The 21,109-nt window shown below is 58.6% G+C and carries 30 protein-coding genes; 24 read left to right on the top strand and 6 right to left on the bottom strand.

The genetic code is table 11. The annotated features are described in order from the left end of the window. Positions 1-260: 260 nt before the first annotated feature. The 24 genes from rplC to ACVWXE_RS04655 all read left to right on the top strand — a co-directional run bounded on the left by rplC (position 261) and on the right by ACVWXE_RS04655 (position 14,092). Positions 261-905, top strand: coding sequence for a 50S ribosomal protein L3 (gene rplC / locus ACVWXE_RS04770; protein WP_011434152.1), 645 nt, complete (start codon positions 261-263; stop codon positions 903-905). A 50-nt stretch (positions 906-955) separates the two neighbouring features. Further along, complete coding sequence (rplD, locus tag ACVWXE_RS04765) at positions 956-1,906, top strand: 50S ribosomal protein L4 (protein ID WP_457489708.1); 951 nt, start codon at positions 956-958, stop codon at positions 1,904-1,906. Further along, entirely contained in the window at positions 1,899-2,198 is a 300-nt protein-coding gene (locus ACVWXE_RS04760; RefSeq protein ID WP_011434154.1) for a 50S ribosomal protein L23, read from the top strand. The genes rplD and ACVWXE_RS04760 overlap by 8 nt, the downstream gene beginning before the upstream one ends. A gap of 49 nt (positions 2,199-2,247) precedes the next feature. Continuing rightward, positions 2,248-3,132 carry a 50S ribosomal protein L2 gene (gene rplB, locus ACVWXE_RS04755; protein ID WP_414349595.1) on the top strand — a complete coding sequence of 295 codons (885 nt, stop codon included), beginning with the start codon at positions 2,248-2,250 and terminating at the stop codon, positions 3,130-3,132. A 66-nt stretch (positions 3,133-3,198) separates the two neighbouring features. Beyond that, positions 3,199-3,480: a 30S ribosomal protein S19 gene (gene rpsS, locus ACVWXE_RS04750; RefSeq protein WP_414331934.1), complete on the top strand. Its 282-nt coding sequence runs from the start codon at positions 3,199-3,201 to the stop codon at positions 3,478-3,480. Positions 3,481-3,525: 45 nt separating this feature from the next. Continuing rightward, positions 3,526-3,900 carry a 50S ribosomal protein L22 gene (rplV, locus tag ACVWXE_RS04745; protein ID WP_011434157.1) on the top strand — a complete coding sequence of 125 codons (375 nt, stop codon included), beginning with the start codon at positions 3,526-3,528 and terminating at the stop codon, positions 3,898-3,900. A gap of 42 nt (positions 3,901-3,942) precedes the next feature. Then, the gene (gene rpsC, locus ACVWXE_RS04740) at positions 3,943-4,713 is read left to right on the top strand and encodes a 30S ribosomal protein S3 (protein ID WP_011434158.1); all 771 of its coding nucleotides are present in this window, start codon (positions 3,943-3,945) and stop codon (positions 4,711-4,713) included. A gap of 55 nt (positions 4,714-4,768) precedes the next feature. Then, a complete protein-coding gene (rplP, locus tag ACVWXE_RS04735; protein WP_011434159.1) occupies positions 4,769-5,236 on the top strand; it encodes a 50S ribosomal protein L16 in 468 nt (155 codons plus the stop codon). Positions 5,237-5,249: 13 nt separating this feature from the next. Then, positions 5,250-5,471, top strand: coding sequence for a 50S ribosomal protein L29 (rpmC, locus tag ACVWXE_RS04730; RefSeq protein ID WP_011434160.1), 222 nt, complete (start codon positions 5,250-5,252; stop codon positions 5,469-5,471). Then, positions 5,471-5,722, top strand: a complete 252-nt coding sequence (gene rpsQ, locus ACVWXE_RS04725; protein WP_011434161.1) for a 30S ribosomal protein S17 — start codon at positions 5,471-5,473, stop codon at positions 5,720-5,722. The genes rpmC and rpsQ overlap by 1 nt, the downstream gene beginning before the upstream one ends. Next, complete coding sequence (gene rplN, locus ACVWXE_RS04720) at positions 5,719-6,087, top strand: 50S ribosomal protein L14 (RefSeq protein ID WP_011434162.1); 369 nt, start codon at positions 5,719-5,721, stop codon at positions 6,085-6,087. The genes rpsQ and rplN overlap by 4 nt, the downstream gene beginning before the upstream one ends. After that, positions 6,087-6,485: a 50S ribosomal protein L24 gene (gene rplX, locus ACVWXE_RS04715; protein ID WP_011434163.1), complete on the top strand. Its 399-nt coding sequence runs from the start codon at positions 6,087-6,089 to the stop codon at positions 6,483-6,485. Before rplN ends, rplX begins: the two co-directional genes overlap by 1 nt. A 66-nt stretch (positions 6,486-6,551) precedes the next feature. After that, on the top strand, positions 6,552-7,094 hold the full coding sequence (gene rplE / locus ACVWXE_RS04710) for a 50S ribosomal protein L5 (protein ID WP_414328930.1): 543 nt from the start codon (positions 6,552-6,554) through the stop codon (positions 7,092-7,094). A 59-nt stretch (positions 7,095-7,153) separates the two neighbouring features. Beyond that, entirely contained in the window at positions 7,154-7,564 is a 411-nt protein-coding gene (rpsH, locus tag ACVWXE_RS04705) for a 30S ribosomal protein S8 (RefSeq protein WP_011434165.1), read from the top strand. 33 nt (positions 7,565-7,597) lie between these two features. After that, positions 7,598-8,143: a 50S ribosomal protein L6 gene (rplF, locus tag ACVWXE_RS04700; protein ID WP_011434166.1), complete on the top strand. Its 546-nt coding sequence runs from the start codon at positions 7,598-7,600 to the stop codon at positions 8,141-8,143. A 31-nt stretch (positions 8,144-8,174) separates the two neighbouring features. Further along, positions 8,175-8,543, top strand: a complete 369-nt coding sequence (gene rplR / locus ACVWXE_RS04695; RefSeq protein ID WP_414349593.1) for a 50S ribosomal protein L18 — start codon at positions 8,175-8,177, stop codon at positions 8,541-8,543. Between the two features lie 18 nt (positions 8,544-8,561). After that, positions 8,562-9,098, top strand: coding sequence for a 30S ribosomal protein S5 (rpsE, locus tag ACVWXE_RS04690; RefSeq protein WP_011434168.1), 537 nt, complete (start codon positions 8,562-8,564; stop codon positions 9,096-9,098). Positions 9,099-9,136: 38 nt separating this feature from the next. Then, a complete protein-coding gene (gene rplO / locus ACVWXE_RS04685; protein WP_414349592.1) occupies positions 9,137-9,589 on the top strand; it encodes a 50S ribosomal protein L15 in 453 nt (150 codons plus the stop codon). Positions 9,590-9,741: 152 nt separating this feature from the next. Beyond that, complete coding sequence (gene secY, locus ACVWXE_RS04680) at positions 9,742-11,040, top strand: preprotein translocase subunit SecY (protein ID WP_414412798.1); 1,299 nt, start codon at positions 9,742-9,744, stop codon at positions 11,038-11,040. Further along, positions 11,040-11,621 carry an adenylate kinase gene (locus ACVWXE_RS04675; RefSeq protein WP_011434171.1) on the top strand — a complete coding sequence of 194 codons (582 nt, stop codon included), beginning with the start codon at positions 11,040-11,042 and terminating at the stop codon, positions 11,619-11,621. Before secY ends, ACVWXE_RS04675 begins: the two co-directional genes overlap by 1 nt. A gap of 38 nt (positions 11,622-11,659) precedes the next feature. Then, entirely contained in the window at positions 11,660-12,433 is a 774-nt protein-coding gene (map, locus tag ACVWXE_RS04670; RefSeq protein WP_414349590.1) for a type I methionyl aminopeptidase, read from the top strand. A 130-nt stretch (positions 12,434-12,563) separates the two neighbouring features. Then, a complete protein-coding gene (infA, locus tag ACVWXE_RS04665; RefSeq protein WP_011434173.1) occupies positions 12,564-12,788 on the top strand; it encodes a translation initiation factor IF-1 in 225 nt (74 codons plus the stop codon). A 23-nt stretch (positions 12,789-12,811) separates the two neighbouring features. After that, positions 12,812-13,453: an alpha/beta fold hydrolase gene (locus ACVWXE_RS04660; protein ID WP_457489707.1), complete on the top strand. Its 642-nt coding sequence runs from the start codon at positions 12,812-12,814 to the stop codon at positions 13,451-13,453. Between the two features lie 327 nt (positions 13,454-13,780). Then, a complete protein-coding gene (locus ACVWXE_RS04655; protein ID WP_414332241.1) occupies positions 13,781-14,092 on the top strand; it encodes an alpha/beta fold hydrolase in 312 nt (103 codons plus the stop codon). Positions 14,093-14,249: 157 nt separating this feature from the next. Here ACVWXE_RS04655 and ACVWXE_RS04650 read toward each other — a convergent pair whose 3' ends face one another. From ACVWXE_RS04650 to ACVWXE_RS04625, 6 genes are all read right to left on the bottom strand, one after another. Continuing rightward, positions 14,250-15,107, bottom strand: a complete 858-nt coding sequence (locus ACVWXE_RS04650) for a PRC-barrel domain-containing protein (protein WP_238376801.1) — start codon at positions 15,105-15,107, stop codon at positions 14,250-14,252. Positions 15,108-15,215: 108 nt separating this feature from the next. Further along, positions 15,216-16,364 carry a glycosyltransferase gene (locus ACVWXE_RS04645; protein ID WP_414384084.1) on the bottom strand — a complete coding sequence of 383 codons (1,149 nt, stop codon included), beginning with the start codon at positions 16,362-16,364 and terminating at the stop codon, positions 15,216-15,218. Positions 16,365-16,457: 93 nt separating this feature from the next. After that, positions 16,458-16,910, bottom strand: coding sequence for a QcrA and Rieske domain-containing protein (locus ACVWXE_RS04640; RefSeq protein WP_457489706.1), 453 nt, complete (start codon positions 16,908-16,910; stop codon positions 16,458-16,460). A 235-nt stretch (positions 16,911-17,145) separates the two neighbouring features. Beyond that, the gene (locus ACVWXE_RS04635) at positions 17,146-17,715 is read right to left on the bottom strand and encodes a Uma2 family endonuclease (RefSeq protein WP_457489705.1); all 570 of its coding nucleotides are present in this window, start codon (positions 17,713-17,715) and stop codon (positions 17,146-17,148) included. 237 nt (positions 17,716-17,952) lie between these two features. Beyond that, on the bottom strand, positions 17,953-19,839 hold the full coding sequence (locus ACVWXE_RS04630; protein ID WP_457489731.1) for a R3H domain-containing nucleic acid-binding protein: 1,887 nt from the start codon (positions 19,837-19,839) through the stop codon (positions 17,953-17,955). A gap of 54 nt (positions 19,840-19,893) precedes the next feature. After that, the gene (locus ACVWXE_RS04625; protein WP_457489704.1) at positions 19,894-20,934 is read right to left on the bottom strand and encodes a Light dependent period protein LdpA domain-containing protein; all 1,041 of its coding nucleotides are present in this window, start codon (positions 20,932-20,934) and stop codon (positions 19,894-19,896) included. Positions 20,935-21,109 lie beyond the last annotated feature (175 nt).

Below are 21,109 nucleotides of genomic sequence, written 5' to 3'. Positions count from 1 at the left end.
TGGGGGTGAACTAAGCAAAAGGCTCAGCGTTGCCGGCGCTGAACTTGGCCTCGGGGGATCCCTACCTTGCTCTTTCGCCTCAGCCGGCAGACTCAGCTTTGTCTTGAGCTTCCTGCTGCCACGCTATTGCTGTATGCCTATCCATCCGGCTAACTGAGCCATTGGCCTACGGCCCGCTTCGCGGACGGCTAGCCGATTGTCGGAGTGAGCTGGCTCTCAGTTGATGAAAACGAGTCGTGCAGGCTCGATTGGAGGTTCTTGTGGCACTTGGCATCCTCGGAAGAAAAGTCGGCATGACCCAGATCTTCTCTCCAGAAGGGCTGGCCATTCCGGTCACTGTCGTGCAGGCGGGGCCTTGCACCGTGACCCAGATCAAAACCCAAGCCACAGATGGCTACAACGCCATTCAGTTGGGCTACTTGCCCACTGCCGAAAAGCATCTCACGCGGGCGCAGCGGGGCCACCTCACCAAAGCAGGGGTGACAGAGCTGCTGCGCCACCTGCGAGAGTTTCGCGTTGATCAGCCGGAAGCTTACCAATTGGGGCAGAAAATTACCGTCGAGATGTTTTCCCCCGGCCAGTTGGTGGATGTGGCAGGTACCTCCATCGGGCGAGGGTTTGCCGGCTATCAAAAGCGCCACCACTTCGGTCGTGGCCCCATGTCCCACGGCTCCAAAAACCACCGCCGACCGGGTTCCATTGGCGCCGGCACAACCCCAGGCCGCGTGTTTCCGGGGATGCGCATGGCAGGGCGGCTGGGAGGTGGCCGAGTCACCACCCGCAAATTGCAGTTGGTGCAGGTGGATCCAGAGCGGGATCTGCTGGTGATCAAGGGTTGCGTGCCCGGGGTAGAAGGAGGGCTGCTGGAGATCACCCCTGCCAAGCAGGTGGGCAACAAGCGCTAAGGAGGGATCCCTGGCAAAGGCTGACCCGCATCCGCAAAGACGAGGGAACCATGGCAAGTTGTGTGGTGAAAAATTGGCAAGGGGAAACGGTGGGCAGCGCGGAGCTGAGCCTTAAAGTTGCTCGTCCCGAAACAGCCGCCCACATCCTCTATCTGGCACTGCGCCGGCAGATGACCAATGCTCGTCAGGGCAACGCCCACACCAAGACCCGAGCTGAGGTGCGCGGCGGCGGTCGCAAGCCTTGGAAGCAGAAAGGCACCGGTCGGGCCCGTGCCGGCTCCATCCGCTCCCCACTTTGGCGCAAAGGGGGGGTGATCTTCGGCCCCCGCAAGCGGGAATACAACCTGGCCATGAACCGCAAAGAACGGCAACTGGCCCTGCGCACCGCTCTGCAAAGTCGGGTGGAAGACCTGATCGTCGTGGAGGATTTCCAGGAGCAGCTCAACCCGCCCAAAACCCGTGCTGTGGCCCAGGCTTTGCTGCGCTGGGGGGTGATGGAAGATCAATCGGCTCTGCTCATCGTTGCCGAACGCTCGGAAGCCGTAGAGCGGGCCGTGCGCAACATCGCCCGCGTTAAGCTGATCGGCCTGGATCAGATCAACGTTTTCGATCTGCTCAACGTCGATTGGGTGCTGATCACCGTTTCTGCCCTAGAGCAGCTCAAGGCCCGTTGGGGATCCGACGCTGCGCCGGCAGTTCTGGAGACTCCCTCTGAGGATGCACCTCAGGCCGACATAGCCGAAGATCAGGCCCTGCCCGGAGATGGGCCGGAAGATCAGGCCGTTCCAGAAAGCGAACACGAGGAAGCAGAGCAAACCCCAGCCCAACCTGAGGCCCAGGAAAACCAAGCTGCCCTCCAAGGACGTCCAGCAGATCCGCAGGGGCCAGAAGAGCAAACCGAAGAGCCCCAAGATCCAGCAGAAGAACTGGCTCAAGGAGTAGAGCCGCCAACTGCAGAAGAGGCCGAAACAGCCCCAGCAGAGGAGGAAAGCGATGACTGAGAGCAAGCGGATCCTGGCCGACGTCCTGTTGCGCCCCGTCATCACCGAAAAGGCAACCGCCTTGATGGAGCAGCGCAAATACGTCTTTGAAGTGCTGCCCACTGCCACCAAGCCGCTCATCCGAGCTGCTGTCGAAGAAATGTTCCGCGTGCGAGTTACTTCCGTCAACACCCTGAAGCCCCCGCGCAAGCAGCGGCGGGTGGGCCGCTTCGTTGGCTATCGCACCCGTCCCAAGCGAGCCATTGTGACCTTGGCCGAGGGAGATTCCATCACCCTCTTCCCGGACACCTAACCCCCCTTTTTGAGTTGTTGTCATCCCATCCCCCACCCCTACCCGAGCCATGGGCATTCGTACTCTCCGACCTTACACCCCCAGCACCCGTCACATGACGGTCTCTGACTTCGAGGAGCTGTCCCGTGACGAGAACGGCAAGCGGCCCAGACCGGAAAAGTCGCTGCTGCAATTTATTCACCGCAAGAAAGGGCGCAACAACCGTGGCGTCATCACCTGCCGGCACCGCGGTGGTGGCCACAAGCGGCTTTACCGCATCATCGACTTCCGTCGCGACAAGCGGGGGATCCCGGCGACTGTCAAAACCGTCGAGTACGATCCCAACCGCAGTGCCCACATCTGCTTGGTGGAATACGAAGACGGCGAGAAACGCTACATCCTCGCTCCCCGCAACCTACAGGTGGGATCCACCATCATGGCCGGGCCAGAGGCCCCCTTTGAGATCGGCAATGCCATGCCCCTGGAGCGGATCCCCTTGGGAACGGTGGTTCACAATGTGGAGCTGTATCCCGGTCGCGGCGGGCAGATCGTTCGCGCCGCCGGGGCTGGCGCTCAAGTGGTGGCCAGAGAAGGCAAATATGTCTCCCTCAAGCTGCCCTCCGGCGAAGTCCGCATGATCCGCGGCGAGTGCTACGCCACCATCGGCCAACTGGGCAACGTTGACCACAACAACATCAGCCTGGGCAAGGCGGGTCGTAGCCGTTGGTTGGGGCGCCGTCCCAAGGTGCGTGGCTCGGTGATGAACCCTGTGGATCATCCCCATGGCGGCGGGGAAGGGCGAGCCCCCATAGGCCGCAGTACCCCTGTCACCCCTTGGGGCAAGCCCACCCTGGGGTACAAGACCCGCAAACGCAACAAGCCCAGCAGCAAGTTCATCGTGCGCGGTCGTCGTCGCGGGGGCCGTCGAGACAAGGGCGGAAGGGCTGCTCAGTAGCCGCTGGCCATTCGCTCCCCGAAGCTTTTTCGACAGTGAATTGCTTATCAAACGGTTGAGGTTCTTATGGGACGTTCGCTGAAAAAAGGCCCCTTTGTGGATGCCAAGCTGCTTCTCAAGGTGGAGAAGATGAACGAGCGCAACGAGAAGCACATGATCAAGACCTGGTCGCGGGCCAGCACCATCTTGCCGGTCATGATCGGCCACACCATCGCCGTTCACAACGGCAAGCAACACGTGCCCATCTACATCACCGATCAGATGGTGGGTCACAAGCTGGGGGAATTCGTTCCCACCCGTACCTTCCGCGGTCACGCGGGGAGCGACAAAAAAGCCGCTCGCCGTTGAGAGGAATAACGAACAGAAAAGTATCGAGTAGGCAAGGAGAGGGCCATGGCCGATTCATCCCCTGAGGTTAAAGCGGTAGCCCGCTATATCCGCATGTCCCCCTTTAAAGTGCGGCGGGTGTTGGATCAGATCCGTGGGCGCACCTATGCCGATGCCCTGATTCTTTTGGAGTTCATGCCCTACGCTGCCTGTGAGCCGGTTCGTAAGGTGCTGCGCTCGGCGGTGGCCAACGCAGAGCACAACAACGGCTTGGATCCCCGGGATCTGGTGATCAGCCAGGCCTATGCTGATCAGGGGCCCGTCCTGAAACGGTTTCGCCCCCGCGCCCAAGGGCGGGCCTACCCCATTCGCAAGCGCACCTGTCACATCACCATCGCCGTCCGGCCCATAGAGGAAGCTGAAGCGGCGACGGCCTCTTAACCTCCTGTATTTCTAGCCCTTTACCCTTCAACCGACACCACCATGGGACAGAAGATCCACCCCACCGGTTTCCGCCTCGGCGTGATTAAGGAGCATCGCAGCCGCTGGTTTGCCGATCCGGCCCGCTACCCAGCCTTGTTACAGGAGGACGACCAGATTCGCACCTACCTGACCAAGCAACTGAGCAGTGCTGGTTTGGCCGATATCCAAATCGAGCGCAAAGCGGATCAAATTGACCTGGAGATCCGGGCTGCTCGCCCTGGGGTAGTTGTGGGTCGGGGCGGATCCAGCCTAGAGACTTTGCGCCAAGGTCTACAGAAAGAGCTGTCCGCGCTAGCGGGACAAAGCCCTGGTTCACGAGGTGGTGGCGAGCGAACCATTCGCATCAATGTAGTAGAGGTCACCCGTGCCGATGCCGAGGCGACCTTGTTGGCGGAAAACATTGCCCAACAGTTGGAACGGCGGATTGCCTTTCGCCGCATCGTGCGCCAGGTGATCCAACGGGCCCAGCGGGCAGGTGTACAAGGGATCAAAATCCAAATTGCCGGGCGTCTGAACGGGGCCGAGATTGCCCGCACCGAATGGACGCGGGAGGGGCGGATCCCTTTGCATACTTTGCGGGCCGACATCGACTACGCCGAGCACCTCGCCCACACCACTTTCGGCATCATCGGGGTCAAGGTCTGGGTCTTCAAAGGGGAAGTTCTGCCCGGGCAGGAACGCCACGAACAGAAGTTTCCCCTGCAACAGCCCAAACGTCGGCAGCAGCGGCGGCGGCCCACCTTTGAAGATCGCTCGGCTCAGGAGGCCTGAGGGCCAACACCGGAACGTCCAGGGATCCCTATCGCAGTTGACTTAAGGAACGGCCATGTTAAGCCCCAAACGCACCAAGTACCGCAAGCAACAGCGCGGGCGCATGAAAGGCAAAGCGACCCGTGGCAACCGCATCAACTTTGGGGAATACGGCCTTGTGGCCCTAGAACCCGCCTGGATTACAGCTCGACAGATCGAGGCCAGCCGTCGGGCCATGACCCGCTACGTCCGGCGGGGTGGCCAAATCTGGATCCGCATCTTTCCCGACAAGCCCGTTACCCAGCGAGCCGCGGAAACCCGCATGGGATCCGGCAAAGGCAACCCTGAGTACTGGGTTTGTGTCGTCAAGCCGGGCCGTATCCTCTTCGAAATGGGGGGAGTGGCAGAGCCCATCGCCCGCGAGGCCATGCGCCTTGCTGCCCAGAAGCTGCCCATTAAGGTCAAGTTTGTAACCAAAGCCGACTTTGAAAAGCCAGAGCCCGCCCAGGCAACGGCTTCAGAGGTGGCCACCAGCAGTGTATGAGGAGAGTTCAGCCATGCCCATGCCCAAAATTGCTGATGCCCGTGCTTTATCGGACGAAGAGCTGAGCAACGAAATCTACGCCGTCAAGAAAGAGCTGTTTGAGCTGCGTTTGCAGCAGGCCACGCGGCAGTTGAACCAGCCCCATCTCATCCGGCTGCGCAAACACAAGCTGGCGCAACTACTAACTGTGGAGGGAGAGCGTAAGCGGGGCAAACGCCCAACCAAGGAGGAGTAATGGCTGTTCGGGAGAAGATTGGCATTGTTGTCAGCAACAAGATGCAAAAAACGGTGGTTGTTGCTGTGGAAAATCGAGTTGCTCACCCGAAGTACGGCAAAATCGTCGTCAAAACCAAGAAGTTTAAGGCCCACGACGAGGAAAACCGCTGTCAAGAAGGGGATCTGGTGCGCATCACGGAAACCCGTCCCCTTAGCCGCACCAAGCGTTGGCAAGTTGCCGAAATCCTGAGGGAGGTGAAGAAACTATGATTCAGCAGCAAACTATGCTGACGGTGGCCGACAACACCGGTGCTCGCAAGATGATGTGTATTCGCGTGCTGGGCAGCAGTGGCCGTCGCTACGCCAGCTTGGGCGATGTGATCATCGGCGTCGTCAAAGATGCCTTGCCCAACATGCCCGTCAAAAAATCCGATGTTGTCAAGGCTGTTGTCATCCGCACCGTCGATACGGTACGTCGCCCCGACGGCATGTGCATCCGCTTCGACGACAACGCCGCCGTGATCATCAACAACGACGGCAACCCCCGTGGAACTCGCGTTTTCGGCCCTGTAGCCCGTGAGCTGCGGGAGAAAAACTTCACCAAGATCATCTCCCTGGCCCCGGAGGTACTCTGATGGTTCGCCCCCTCAAACCCAGCCAAATTCGGCGCTTAGTTCGGCGACCGGGCATTCGCAAGCACCGCAACAGCCTGCGCTACAAAATGCGTATCAAGCAAGGGGATACCGTTCAGGTGATCTCCGGCGATGACAAAGGCAAAATCGGCGAGGTGCTGCGCGTTTTTCCCGAACGCAACATGGTTTTGGTGGAAGGGGTTAACATTGTTACCTACCACCGCAAACCTCAGCGAGAAGGGGAAAGTGGCCGGATTGAGACCAAGGAAGCTCCCATTCCCGTCTGCAAAGTGATGGCCTATTCCAAGAAGCAGGAGGTGGCCAGCCGTATCGGCTATCAAATCACCGCCGATGGTCGCAAGGTTCGCGTCCTTAAGAAAACGGGTGAGATTCTCGACTAAGCTTTTGATCCCTTTCCACCATTGGTTTGGCTCTGACCCAGCCCAGAGCCACAAGGAGAAGCCACCATGCCCCAGCGTCTGCAAATCCACTACAACACCGTCATTGTCCCCAAGCTGCAAAAGGAGTTGGGCTACACCAACATCCACCAGGTGCCCCGCCTGGAGAAGATCGTGATCAACCGCGGCTTGGGGGAAGCTTCCCAAAATGCCAAGGCTCTGGAATCCTCCATTGCCGAGATCAGCGCCATCACCGGTCAGCGTCCGGTGATCACCCGCGCCAAAAAGGCAATTGCCAGCTTCAAGATTCGCAAGGGCATGCCGGTTGGCCTGATGGTAACCCTACGGCGGGAGCGCATGTATGCGTTTTTGGATCGCCTGATCAACATTGCTCTGCCCCGTATCCGTGACTTCCGCGGCGTCAGCCCCAAAGCCTTTGATGGACGAGGCAACTACACCCTGGGCATCCGCGAACAACTGATTTTTCCCGAAATCAACTATGACTCTGTAGATCAGTTGCGAGGTATGGATATTTCAATTGTGACCACTGCTAAAACCGACGAAGAGGGCCGTGCCCTGCTCAAAGCGTTTGGCATGCCCTTTGCCTCCTAGGTTGCCCACCCTGACTTTTCTTGATCTGCATCGATCTTCCGAGGAGCACTGACCCACCGATGGCCCACACCAACGACACGATCGCCGATATGCTCACCCGCATTCGCAATGCCACCATGGCTCGGCACGAGTCGGTGGCAGTTCCGGCCACACGCATGACCCGCAGCATCGCTCGCGTTCTTCATGAGGAAGGGTTTGTCAGCGAATGGAAGGAGGAGGGAGAAGGGATCCAAGCCCGAGTGGTGTTGCGATTGAAGTACAAGGGCAAAGGCCGCAACTGCAGGCCCATCATCAATGGCTTAAAGCGGGTGAGCCGACCCGGCCTGCGGGTTTACCGCAACCACAAAGAGCTGCCCCGAGTGCTGGGAGGAATTGGGATCGCCATCATCTCCACCTCCAACGGCATCATGACCGACCGGGAGGCTCGTAAGCAGGGCATTGGTGGTGAAGTCCTCTGTCTTGTCTACTAGACCTTAAGTTTTCTCTGGTCAGGAGTTTTTCCCATGTCCCGTATCGGTAGACGCCCCATCGCCCTTCCTGCCAAGGTGGAGATCCAGATCGACGGCCAACACATTGCAGTGAAAGGCCCGAAAGGTCAACTGTCCCGCAGTTTGCCGCCCTTGATCACAGTCCAGCAAAACGCTCAGATGCTCACGGTCAGCCGTCTCAACGATTCTCGTCCTGCCCGCCAACTGCACGGCCTCTGCCGCACCTTGGTCGCCAACATGGTAGACGGAGTGTCCAAGGGATTTGAGCGGCGGCTGGAATTGGTGGGCGTGGGCTACCGGGCTGCCATCCAAGGCAGCAAGTTGGTTTTGAACGTTGGCTACAGTCACCCTGTGGAGATCCCCTTTCCCCCCGGCATCCAAATTGCCGTTGAGGGAAACAACATCATTGTTGTCTCAGGCACAGATAAAGAACTGGTGGGCAATACTGCCGCCCGCATCCGAGCCGTCCGGCCTCCGGAGCCCTACAAGGGGAAAGGGATCCGTTATCTAGGGGAACAAGTTCGCCGCAAGGCGGGTAAATCCGGGAAAGCGAAGAAGTAAATAGCCCATTGCGAAAGCGGGACGGAGTCCTATGAAAACCAGCCGCAAAATCACCACCCAACGTCGTCATCGACGCATTCGCCGCAAGGTCTTTGGCACTGCCGAGCGGCCTCGCCTGGCCGTGTTTCGCTCCCATCGACACATCTACGCCCAGGTGATCGACGATGTAGCCCAGCATACCTTAACCTCCGCCTCCACCTTGGACACGGAGCTGCGCGAAAAATTCAAAGAAACCGGGACGGCTACTCAAGAAGCGGCTGCCTTGGTGGGCCGCTCAGTTGCCGAACGAGCCTTACAGATGGGCATTTCCCGCGTGGTTTTCGATCGGGGGGGCAAGCTCTATCACGGGCGCGTTCAGGCTTTGGCAGAAGCTGCCCGAGAAGCAGGGTTACAGTTCTAGCTACTGAGGACATAGCACATGGCTGAGCAGAGGGAACGTCGCAGAAGCAAAAAAAACCGCGAAGAGCAACCCACCGAGTGGCAAGAGCGGGTCATCCAGATTCGCCGCGTCACCAAGGTGGTCAAGGGCGGCAAGAAGTTGAGCTTCCGCGCTGTGGTGGTGGTCGGCAACGAGCGGGGCCAAGTCGGGGTTGGCGTGGGCAAAGCCAACGATGTGATCGGAGCAGTGCGCAAGGGAGTTGTGGACGGTAAAAAACACCTGATTGAGGTGCCCCTCACCAAAGGTTTGTCCGTACCCCATCCCATGCAGGGGGCAGGCGGCGGTGCCACTGTCTTGGTCATGCCAGCAGCTCCTGGCACAGGCGTCATTGCAGGGGGGGCAGTCCGCACCGTTCTGGAGCTGGCGGGTGTACGCAACAGCTTGGCCAAGCAACTGGGATCCAGCAACCCCCTCAACAATGCCCGTGCCACCATCGATGCGCTGCGGCGGATGCGTACCTTTAAGCAGGTGGCCCAAGACCGAGACATCGATGTGCGCCGCCTATTGGGCAAGTGATGGACAGGTGATATTGAGCAAGTGAGCTAGAGGTAGACATGCGACTGGAAGACATTCGGCCTCAAGCAGGTTCGACGCGGCGGCGGCGGCGGCTAGGTCGTGGCGTTTCTGCCGGGCAGGGGGCCTCCTGTGGCAAGGGGATGCGGGGGCAAAAGGCCCGCAAGGGGGGTGGTACACGACCCGGCTTTGAAGGGGGCCAGACTCCCCTCTACCGGCGTTTGCCCAAGCTTAAGCATTTCCCCCGCTACACGCGGCGTCTGGAATACACCCTGGTCAACCTGCGCGCCTTGGCGGATCTGCCTGCCGGCAGCGAGGTCAGCCTGGAAAGCCTGATGGAACGAGGGATCGTCACCACCAACGATGGCCCGCTGAAGATCTTGGGAGATGGGGAAGTCAGCGTGCCCCTGACGATCAGGGCGGCGGCTATTACCGCTTCAGCCAAAGCCAAGATCGAGGCAGCCGGAGGTCGGGTGGAAATCTTGGGATCCTAGACCGCCCCTTCCCGCTGCTCTGGCCAGCTTCTGCCGGGTGGCGCTGAGTTGCACTTTTTTGATTTTGCTTTGATTTTGCCGACTGCTCCACCAGCAGCGTAGAGTGGTAGATAGCTAACCTTGCCCTTTGCTCCCGCGAGATTCTCTTCCCTATGGTTGACACACGAGGTTCCGCCCCCTCTGCCCAAGAGACCTTTATGCAGATGGCTATGGCCTCTGGCCTGCGCAGCCGTCTGTTTCTCACCTTGGGCTTGCTGCTGTTGGTCAGACTGGGCATTTACATCCCCATTCCCGGTATCGATCGGGCCCGCTTTGCTGCCGAAGCTGCCAACAGCCCTGTGTTTGGCTTGCTGGATGTCTTCTCCGGCGGGGGGATTTCTGCTTTGGGAATTTTCGCCCTTGGGATCCTGCCCTTCATCAATGCCTCAATTATCATGCAGTTGCTGGTCTCGGCCATTCCAGCCTTGGAGAACCTGCAGAAAAACGAGGGAGAACAGGGGCGGCGGCAGATTTCTCAATACACCCGCTATGTCACCTTGGTTTGGGCCATCATCCAGGGCATTGGCATTTCCTTTTGGGTGCGGGAGTTTGCCAGTACCACCAATGAGTTGGCCTTCATGGCCTCCACCACCCTGGCTCTGGCGGCGGGATCCCTGTTTGTGATGTGGCTGGGAGAGATGATCACGGAGAAAGGGGTGGGAAGTGGCCCTTCGCTCTTGATCTTCGTCAACATTGTTGCCACTCTGCCCCGTGCCCTCGGACAGACTATTAGCCTGGCCCGTGCCGATAGCAGCACCATCGGTGGCATCTTGCTGTTGCTGGCAATCTTTTTGGTCACCATTGTCGGCATTGTCTTTGTCCAAGAAGGCAGCCGCAAGATCCCTATCGTCTACGCCAAGCGCCAGGTGGGCAACAAGCTGTTCCGCGAGCAGAAAAGCTATCTGCCCCTGAGGCTAAACCAAGGGGGGGTGATGCCGATCATCTTTGCCTACTCGGTGATGTCCCTGCCTCTGGCCCTGGCCCAGTACACCCAAAACCTGACTTTGGTGCAAGTGGCCAACTTCCTATCCCCCACCTCCTGGTTCTACATTCCTTTTTATTTCGTGCTGATCCTCTTCTTCAGCTACTTCTACGCCTCTTTGCTCATCAACCCGGTGGATCTGGCTCAAAACTTGAAGAAGATGGGGGCCAGCATTCCAGGGGTACGCCCGGGCAAGGCCACTGCCGAGTATGTCGAAGGGATCCTCAACCGCCTGACGCTGCTGGGGGCTTTGTTCCTGTGCGCGGTGGCCATCATCCCGACGACGGTGGAACGGGCAACCGGCATCACCACTTTCCAAGGTTTGGGGGCGACCTCGCTACTGATTTTGGTGGGGGTGGCGATCGAGACCTCCAAGCAGATCCAGACTTATGTCATCTCACAACGCTACGAAGGGATGGTCAAACAGTAGTGCCGAGGTTGATCTTTCTGGGGCCGCCGGGGGCGGGCAAAGGTACACAGGCGGAGCGGCTGGCGGCCATCTACCACACGCCCAAAATTTCCACAGGCGATCTGTTGCGGGCCGAGGTGAAAGCCCAAACGCCCCTGGGGTGCCAGGCCAAGGTTTACATGGATGCGGGAGAGCTGGTGCCTGACGAGGTGCTGATCGGAATGGTGAAGGGGCAGTTGCAGCAATCTCCAGAGCAGGGCTGGATCCTAGATGGATTTCCTCGCACCTTAGCCCAGGCAGAGGCCTTGGAAGAGCTGCTGCAAGAGCTGGGCCAAGATTATGACTACGTCCTCAACTTGGAGGTGCCGGATGAGGTGGTGGTGGCCCGGCTGCTGGCCCGGGGCAAGGAACAGGGGCGCAGCGATGATGCGGATCGGTCGGTGATTCTCAAGCGTCTGGAGGTCTATCGGCAGCAGACGGCTCCCCTGATCGATTTTTATGAGGCCAAGGGGCGCTTGCAACGGGTCAACGGCAACCAGCCGATGGAATCCGTACAGGAACATCTGCAGGCTCTTTTGGAAGGCTTTAGGAGGACGGCGTGATCAGAGCAGGAGCTGGAAATCCCTCCCAGCGGCGGGGCATGCAGCTTATTGAGATCAAATCTCGCCGCGAAGTGGAGAAAATGCGGCGGGCCGGTCGGGTGGTGGCCCAAGTATTGCAGGAGATCGCGGAGCGCCTAGAGCCGGGCTGGACTACGGCAGATATCGATACCTATGCTGAGAGACGGGTGGCCCAACTCAATGCTTTGCCCAGTTTCAAGGGCTACTACGGCTTTCCCGCCTGCGTTTGTGTCAGTGTCAACCATGAGGTGGTGCACGGGATCCCCAGTCCCCGTAAAGTGGTGCAGCCGGGAGATGTGGTCAAAGTGGATTTTGGTGCCATCGTCGAGGGCTGGCATGCGGATTCCTGTATCACCATCGGCCTGGAACCCCTGAGCGACGCAGCTCGGGATCTGATCGATACAGCGGCCAAGGCCCTGCAGACGGGCATCGACCACGTGCGCCACGGCGTTTGGCTTCAGGATGTCTCAGGCGCCATTGAAGATTACATCGAGGGGCGGGGCTACTCGGTGGTGAAGCAGTATGTCGGTCACGGGGTGGGGCGCAACCTGCACGAGGAGCCGCAGTTTCCCAACTATCGCACCCGCGATCTGCCCAATCCCAAGCTGCGCTCCGGCATGACAGTGGCCATTGAGCCGATGGTGAATGCGGGGGGAGAGGCAACCCGAGTGTTGCCAGACCAATGGACGGTGGTCACAGTAGATGGCTCTTGGTCAGCTCAGTTTGAGCACACGGTCTTGGTCACCGAGTCTGGAGCAGAAATTTTGACCGATCGCACGCCTTTTCAGTCCTAAGGGATCCCCTGATGAAGGACTGCAACGGTTAGGATAGAAGAGATGGAGTATATTTTCATTTCTTAACAGCGCGTGTCGTCGCGGCTGTGGATTGTTCTGTTGTTTGTTATGTCGTTTTTGGGAGGGCTCATTGTCTAAGGAAGATGCCATTGAAATGGAGGGGGTTGTTACCGAATCCCTGCCCAACGCCATGTTCCGAGTGGATCTGGACAACGGCTTCAACGTGCTCGCTCATATCTCCGGCAAAATTCGCCGCAACTACATCAAGATCTTGCCCGGCGACCGGGTCAAGGTGGAGCTGAGCCCCTATGACCTCAACAAAGGGCGCATCACCTACCGCCTTAAGAAAAAGTAGGTTCCCTAGCTAGGCTGCTGAGGATGAAAGAGCTGAGCCAAGTTCTCAAGATCGGGCTCTGGACTACTGTCGGCGGCTTGGGTGCTCTAGCCGTTTTCAACGCTTGGATCTCTTCCCAAACTCAGCCTCTGCAGAGCCTGCTGCCGGGAGAGGAAAGGCATCACTTCTGGCGCGGCCATCGCCTGTTTTACAAGGTCATGGGATCCGGCCAGCCGTTGTTGTTGCACGGCATTGGGGCAGGCTCCTCCAGCTATGAGTTTCGTGCCATTATGGCGGAGCTGGGGCAGCACCATCAAGTCTATGCTCTGGATTTGTTGGGGTGGGGCAACTCAGAACGTCCAGATTTGAAGTACACCGGCAGCCTCTATGCCGAGATGATCGGGGATTTTGTCCAGCAGGTGATCGGGCGACCGTGTCACGTCATTGCCAATTCCCTCTCGGCAGGGTTTGTGCTGCGCTCGGCCCGCCTACAGCCCCACCATTGGCAGAAGCTGCTGCTCATCGCCCCTCTGGGAGACAACAGCCTCATCCCCGATGCCCTTGGGATCCCTTTGGCCCAGATTGCCTATGGATTTCTCAGCCTGCCCGTTTTGGGGTTGGCTTTCTACAACGGCATCACCGCCCCCTGGAGTGTACGCTTGTTTACAGAGCAGAGCTTGTTCTGATACATTTACGCTGAACACTGCTGAACATCACTGTTCAACTATGCAGCGATAGCATTCTGTTTGTTTCCATTCGCGTTAGCGGGACGGAGTCCAAACAGAATGGCGGTATCCCGCAAAGCTTTGAGTAGAATACCCAAAGCGCAGTTTCCGTGTCGTCTTACTACCAATTTTCTGCTTTGCTTTGGCTACCATGTTGGCAGACTCGAAAGTAAACAGAAAGATCAACTGGTAGTAATCCGTACTGAACATATTATACATTATTTTCAGTATAGTTGAGCTTATTATTGACTAGAGTCATGCTCCCCCAGCTACGCCCTGGATGAGGCGGTGGTGGACTACTATTACCGGGCAGCTCACCAAGCGGGGGCTCAATTTGCCCCCCGTTCTTTTCTCACCGGCAAGCTCAACTTGCCCATCGAAGACGACTTTCGCGTGGTGACCAAGCCCATGGTTCTGGTCTGGGGAGAACAGAACCGCCTCACCGGCCCAGAACAGGCAGAGCGATATCGCACCTTGCGCCCGGAGGTGCCGATATACCGGTTGCCAGGGGCTGCTTTTCCGCACATTGAAGCGCCGCAGACCTTTTTGTCGGTGGCTTTGCGCTTCTTGGCCGAAGCCGATCCTGCCCTGCCGGGATAGACAGATGGGGGATCCCTTCACCCCTTGGAAGAAAACAGCTGGGGATTGACGCAAGAAGCAGCCCTGACATCAGGGGGAACGACCGTACTCTCGGCTGACGCGACCACCCCCAGCCACTTCCCTGAGGGGAAAGGGGAGTTGATACAAGCCCGGCAACTTAAGTGGGCTCCCCGGCCTTATCTTCCCAGGGATCACCATCCACAGGAGTGGAGCTGGAAGGAGGAGGGGCAGGCTCAGAAGGAGGGGCCTCTTCTTTGGCATACTCCTGTTCCCAAGCCGGTTGTTCGGGGGCGGGTGCGGGCTCAGGCGGGCGTGGACGCACAGGCTGCGGCTCAGGTTCAGGCTCTTCTTCTGCGTAAACGTCTTCTTCTTCGGCTTCGTATTCCTCGTCGTATTCTTCTTCGTAATCTTCCTCGACGGCGGAACTCTCGACAGCACTGGGCAGGGCAGGAGCAGGGCTAACTCCGGCTTCCCAAGGGGGCTTGCCGATTCCCAGGGTTTCCAAAATCCCCTTGGCCAGTTGGGTTAGGCGGGTCTCAGCGCCATCGGCAACAATAAGGCGATCCCCGCCCACAGAGACAATCTCGTCAGTGGAGAGCAGATAGGTGCTGAGGATGAAGCCGGGTAAAAAGGTGAGGCCGAGGTTGGAGAGCACCAAACCCGTGATGATGCCGGAGACGGAGTTGAACTCAAAATCTTTAACTTTGCCAAGGCGGATCCCTTCTTCGGTTACCACCTCGCTGCCAACCACGCGACTCAGGCCCTCCAAATCCAAGTTATCGAAAACTTCTTCGCTGGGGACAAGAACTGCATCCTGACCCAACGCTGTTACTTGCCGCAGCTCCATCAAACGGGGGGATCCGGCAAGGGCTTTTTCCAGCACCCCCAGCACCAGAACCTGCTTGGCTTCCAGATCCGCCCAAACTTCGCTGACTACCCCAAGCCGGGCTGCGTTGCCCTGGCTGATCACCTGCGTTCCCAGAACCTGTGACCGCCGACGAACCTCTGATCGCACCAGCGCAACAGATCCTTTCCCAGTCGTCATGATGGTTTCCCCGTCGTAAGTCAAAACGTTCCCGTTGTTGGGCTGCGTGTCTGACACAGTTCGCCAGAATTAAGTAAGTTAATAGTACCACTGCCTGTCTCCTCCCTCGCGGGCTGCCCAGGTGGGATCCCGGCCAATCTGCCTGCTCCAGGCCAGAAACTGCTCTGCCATCGCGCCCAGGGAATAGTGCTCTTCTGCCCGTTGCCGACAGCGGCTCCTGTCGATGTGATCTAGGCGCTCTACAGCCTCTGCCAAAGCTGCCACGTTGTCCGGCTCGACGATCCAGCCGGTTTCTCCATCGCTGACAATTTCCGCGGGCCCACCCCGGCGGTAGGTAATCACCGGCACGCCACAGGCCAAAGCTTCCACCGCCACCAAGCCAAAGGCCTCCACCCACTTGGGGGTCATGATCAAGGCTGAGCATTGCCCCAAGATCCGCTGCATTTGCGGGGTGGGCAAAAACCCTCGGTAATCCAATTGGGCATGCGGGTACTGCTCTTGGATCTGCTGCCAGTAGCCTGGCTCTTGCAGGTGGCCTAGGATCACCACCGGCCTTCCCGTCTTCTCGGCTAGGGCAGCACAGTCTTCCAGGCCCTTTTCGGAGGCAATGCGCCCAATCCAACACAGGGATCCATTCCCTTGGGGCACAAAGTCGTAGAGGCGCAGATCCACCCCGCAGGGCAGATAGACAAAGGGATCCCGACCTGCCGCCATCTCGGCTCGGGCAAAGGCAAAGGTCTGGGCTTGCGCCCGCGAATGCACCGCCAGCCGACCAGGGTAGCGATGGGCAATGTGCTCTAGAGCCTGATCGACGGCATCGCTGAGGGATCCCATGCTAACAATGTGGGCCACCGGGGTGCGGAAAAAATCCGTCAAATAAAACGAGAGCCAATCGTAGCTCCAGTTCACGATTAGATCGAACTGATCTTGCAGGTGGGCAGCCCGCTGCCACAGGTTGGCCAGCAGAGAGGGGGTGTGGATCAGAACCGGCTGATCGCGGCGCTGGGTTTGCGCATAGGCCGGGGGAAGGCCCGCCACCGGCTCGATCACCTCCTCCGGCAACTCCGCCATTCGGGATCCCACAGGGGCCAACACCCGCACTTGGGATCCCATCTGGAGTAAGACACGCGTCAGGTTGGCAAGATTGAGCTCCACCCCACCACCGGCCCCGGATCCCAGAGGTCCAACAGGGGTGGAGAGGAACAGATAGCGGTAGGGACGAGCCATAGGGAGAGCCTCGGTAGCTCAGCCCATTGTCTTCTCAATCCGGATACCCGACTCCTTTTGCCTGGCCTCAAAGCCCACAGCCTGCCCAGAACTTTATGAGGCTTTGGCTACAAAAATTTCTCCCTTCTCCACCTTGACCTTGTAGATGGCCAGGTCTGCCTTGGCCGGGCCACGGGTACGGCTGCCATCGGCAGCAAAAGCCGAGCCATGACAGGGGCAGACAAAGTTCTCCCCCCGCCAGTTCACATCACACCCCGCATGGGGACAGGCGGCATCCAAAGCCAGCAGAGAATCTTCTTTTTGCGGATCCCCGACCAGCCAGAGGGTGGCGGTGTTTTTCCCAAAGGCGTTTTCCACCTTGAAGGGGCCATCTTTGAGATCGGCCAGAGTGGCAACTTTCACAAACTCCGGCTCAGAAGCCTTAGAGCCAGAAGCAGTTCCCTGGGCCAGGGCAAAACGGCGCCGGGCAAACCCAGGTAACCAACCCACCAACGAGCCCAAACCAAGAGCCAGCCAGCGAAGAAAACCGCGACGATTGTTGTACATGGCTATGTGTCCTTGGAGGTGTGCGAAATGTAGGTCATGAGCCAGCAAAAGACCGGCCCCTTCAGAAGGGATCCCGGTACAAATGCTGCCCTTAACATTTTGTTACACCGGAACAGTTTCGGCCAGGGCCAAGCCGCACTTTTTCCGGCTAGAGTACGCAGCAGCAGGCATCTTGGTTGCTTCATTGATTTGGCCGATGGGATGGGATCCCTTTCGGCTGTTGTACGCCTGGAGCCTAGGGTCGGGAGGTAAACAGCTCAGCAACCGTGCAGACAAAGCCGGGCAACAGGGGAGAAGACAACGCATCCTGAGCCAACAGCGTTTCTACCAAGACCAACTGGGCCTGTTGTCTGCGATACACCCCTACTCTCTGAGCCAGCCGATCGACGATCCAGTACTCTTGCACCCCATGCACAGAGTAGAGTTTCCGTTTTGCCAAGCGGTCTCGATCCTTATGAACTTTTCCAGGTGATAGGACTTCAACCACCAGCTCAGGGGCACCCCGAAAATGTCCTGCTTCATCTTGAATCTGTGATAGCCGCTCATAACTAACCCAAACAACATCGGGAGACACATTATCAAATTCGGAAAAGAGGATCCCTGGCATGATTGAGGGTTCTCCCAATCCTGTTTCTAGCGACCACCGATGCAGTGCGGAGAACAAACACCCGATAATGTGCTGATGTTTGTGATGAGGAGAGCGAGTCACCAGCAGTTCTCCGTCGATGATCTCGTAGCGGATCCATTCATTCTCTGGAAGAGCCTCGATATCCCGAGTGGTCCAGCGTACTTCTGTAGCAGTCATTAGCTATCCCTATAGCAATAAATGGTGCTATGCCCAGGGCACCCTGCTGCTGTACCTACGACACTGGGCCGACACCTGCAGCGCTGTCGCAACAGCGGGAACCGCACTTGGCGTAGCCAAATCTTAGCCCAGGATCCCGTTCACAGAAGCGGGACGGAGTCCTCCCTCTCTGGCCACGACGGCTCAATGGATAGAGGTTCTCTAGAGCTGGACTATTGGCTGCGCTATCGTGTGGGGCTAGTTGGGATAGATGCGCAAGCGGCGGTTGGGCTCTTCCCCAAAGCTTTGAGCCCGCAGGTGATAATGTTCCACCAACTGGTGTTGGAGCTTGCGGATCAGAGGCGAACGGGGCAAAAGTTCCACCGGCTGAGACTTGGGAATGACAATTTGCTCCACCGCCAGGCGGGCTTCTTCCAGAGCTTCGGTTTCATCACCTGAGCTGGCGCGAATGAACAGCTCCAGGTCGGAATCGGATCCCTCTTCGCTTTCAATGTTGAGAATATGGCGCAGGGCGCGAGCCAGGGCAATCAGAGTATTGGCCTTGACGGTGTGAATCGGGATCTGGCGGGAGTGGGCCATCTGCTGGATCTTGGAACGGCTACGCACTTGGGATCGCAAGGCCAAGACAATGTCTGCCTCGTCTAGATCTTTGGTGACATCCGCCGGCAGTTTCAGGGTTTGGATCACCTGCTCCAGGTAGAAGCGGCTCACTCCGTAGGGGTAGATCATCAGCGGCCCATCCGGATTCTGCTGCCGTCCTGTCGGGGCTAGGGCGGATCCCTCCCAGTCCAAATCTTCTTCTTCGTCAGAGCCGGATTCTACTCTGGATTCGGCCACCACCTGAGCGGCAGGACGGGATCCCGCCGGCGTTAGCGGGACGGAGTCCTCTCGCCTCTCCAGGAGCAAACCCGATTCTCCTTGCTGCTGCGAGCGACTTTCAAGCGGCTCTGAAGGCAGAGCTTCCATCCGTCCAGAGCGTTGCCATCCTCCCCGCTCCCGTGCTGCGGAGATTGTGCTGCCGGCAGGGGGCCATTGGGGGCCAGATAGAGCCGGGCGCCCGTTTGCGCCAGCGGTGCTCCGCACTATCACCACCTGGCCGTGTTCGTCTAAACTGCGGGTTTGGGTCAGGGGCTCGCGGTTGCGCAAGAGGCGATCCACAGTGGCGGCCACATCTTCGTGGATGACCCAGCGGGATCGCTCCAGCATCTCTATGGCAATCTCAAACGTGGGGGGGGCTTTGCGCTCCAACACACTCTTTTGAGAGCCGCGCCGCCGCGCCTCTTCATCTCCCAGGGTGACGGATTGGATCCCGCCCACCAAGTCGGAGAGGGTGGGATTTTTGATCAGGTTGTCGATGCGGTTGCCATGGGCGGTGGCCACCAGTTGTACCCCCCGCTCGGCAATGGTACGAGAGGCCAAAGCTTCCAGTTCAGTGCCGATCTCGTCGATAACTACCACTTCGGGCATGTGGTTTTCCACTGCCTCGATCATCACCTTGTGCTGCAGCTCTGGGCTGGCCACCTGCATCCGTCTGGCCCGGCCAATGCCCGGGTGGGGCACATCGCCATCGCCGGCAATCTCGTTGGAAGTGTCGATAATAACCACTCGTTTGCCCAGCTCATCGGCCAGCACACGGGCAATCTCCCGCAAGGCCGTGGTTTTACCCACCCCCGGTCGGCCCAGCAACAGCATGGAGCGCCCCTGTTCCACCAAGTCGCGGATCATGCTGATCACGCCGATAACGCAGCGACCCACCCGACAGGTGAGGCCGATGATCGTGCCTTGGCGGTTGCGGATGGCACTGATCCGGTGCAGGGTAGAGGCAATGCCTGCGCGGTTGTCACTGCTGAACTCTCCAACCCGGCTGATCACCTGATCCAAGTCGGCCCGGGTGATCACGTCTTCTGAAAGGTAATCGGCAAAGCCGGGGAAGCGGGCTTCGGGGCGGCGACCCAAATCCAGCACCACCTCCACCAATCGATCCAAGTGGGGATGCTGTTCTAGGCGCTCACGAATCGGAGCAGGCAGGATATCCAAAAGCTTACTCAGGTCGTCGCTGTATTGAACCTGGCCGGGAAAGCCGGTACGTTCACGTAAGCGGTGCGGAGCACTTTCCGGATCCATCGACGGACTTGGGGTTGAGGGCTGTACGGGGAAACTCATGGCTGAGCAACGTCGTTAAACGCAGGAAAAACAGGTTTGCCTAAAAGCAACGGATCGCCGCTTTACTTGCTGCACCAACTGCTTGGCCAACGGGATCCCTGCCACCAATCCGGGATTCCATCCTGACTCCGATGAGCTGTGGGCTGGCCCTTCCAGATAGGCTGACACCAACTGTCGCGCATAGCTGCCGAAGGCTACCCCCGCCACCGGCCACCGGGGATCCAACAGCGGCAGCGTTTGGGCATTGGTTCCTCCCGCCAATTGCACATAGCCGGGCAGGCCCATGTTCAGCACCTTCTCGGCCAACTTTAGGGCAGCTTTGCCGGTGCCAGCTCCAATATCCCCACTCATAGGCCGGCCATCCACCTGCCAGATCAACACCTCCGGCAAGGGATCCATGAGGGCCAGCAAATCCCTCAAGTAAGCCTCTAGGCCTGGGCCATCGTTAAAGCTAATCGAGATGGCCTGGAGCTGAGGTAGCCAGGGCTTCAGGGATCCCCACAATTGCTCGAATGACCTCTGGCGACCAATGCAGGTGTGGATCTCCACCGCCTGAATGCCCAGCTCGACCAAAGGCGGCAAGACTTCTGACAGAGCCACTTGGTAGCCGAAGGTAGCAATGCGCCGGTGGGGGCAAACCGGCTCGCAGCGCCCACAGCCGTAGCACAGCTCTGTCTGGATGTGGACTTGAGCAGGAAGGGCTGCCTGTGTCAAGGCATGGGGAGGACAGACTGCCAAACAAGGCTGAGGACAGTCGGCAGGACAAACAGGAGCCGTCAGCACCGCCTTGCGGAAATGCACGTCTTCGCCGTCATTGACGCTGACCATCAACCAAGGGAACCCCGCCTGGGGATCTTCGGCTTGTGCCCGTTGGATCCCTTCTTGAGCGGCCCGCACAATGGCCGGATCGGCAGCGACATCAATGCAATCTGCCCCGGCCAGCGTGTAAAGGAAAGCCAGCTCCCGAACCGAGGGCAAGTGGTGGAAACTTGCACCGCAGATCAACTTAAACCAGGTACCCTGTTGCAGCGAGGCGGTTGGCAAGGTCACAGGCACGAGAAACCGCTAGCAGGATGGGGATCTGAGCCGCAGGCCATCTACTTGAGATGGTAGCAAAGAAATTTCCAGGATCCTGAAGAGAGCATGACTCTAGTCAATAATAAGCTCAACTATACTGAAAATAATGTATAATATGTTCAGTACGGATTACTACCAGTTGATCTTTCTGTTT

The organism is Thermostichus sp. MS-CIW-41 (genome assembly GCF_054058915.1).
The sequence above is the reverse complement of the archived record's forward strand: the minus strand, read 5'-3'. Positions and strand labels throughout refer to the sequence as shown.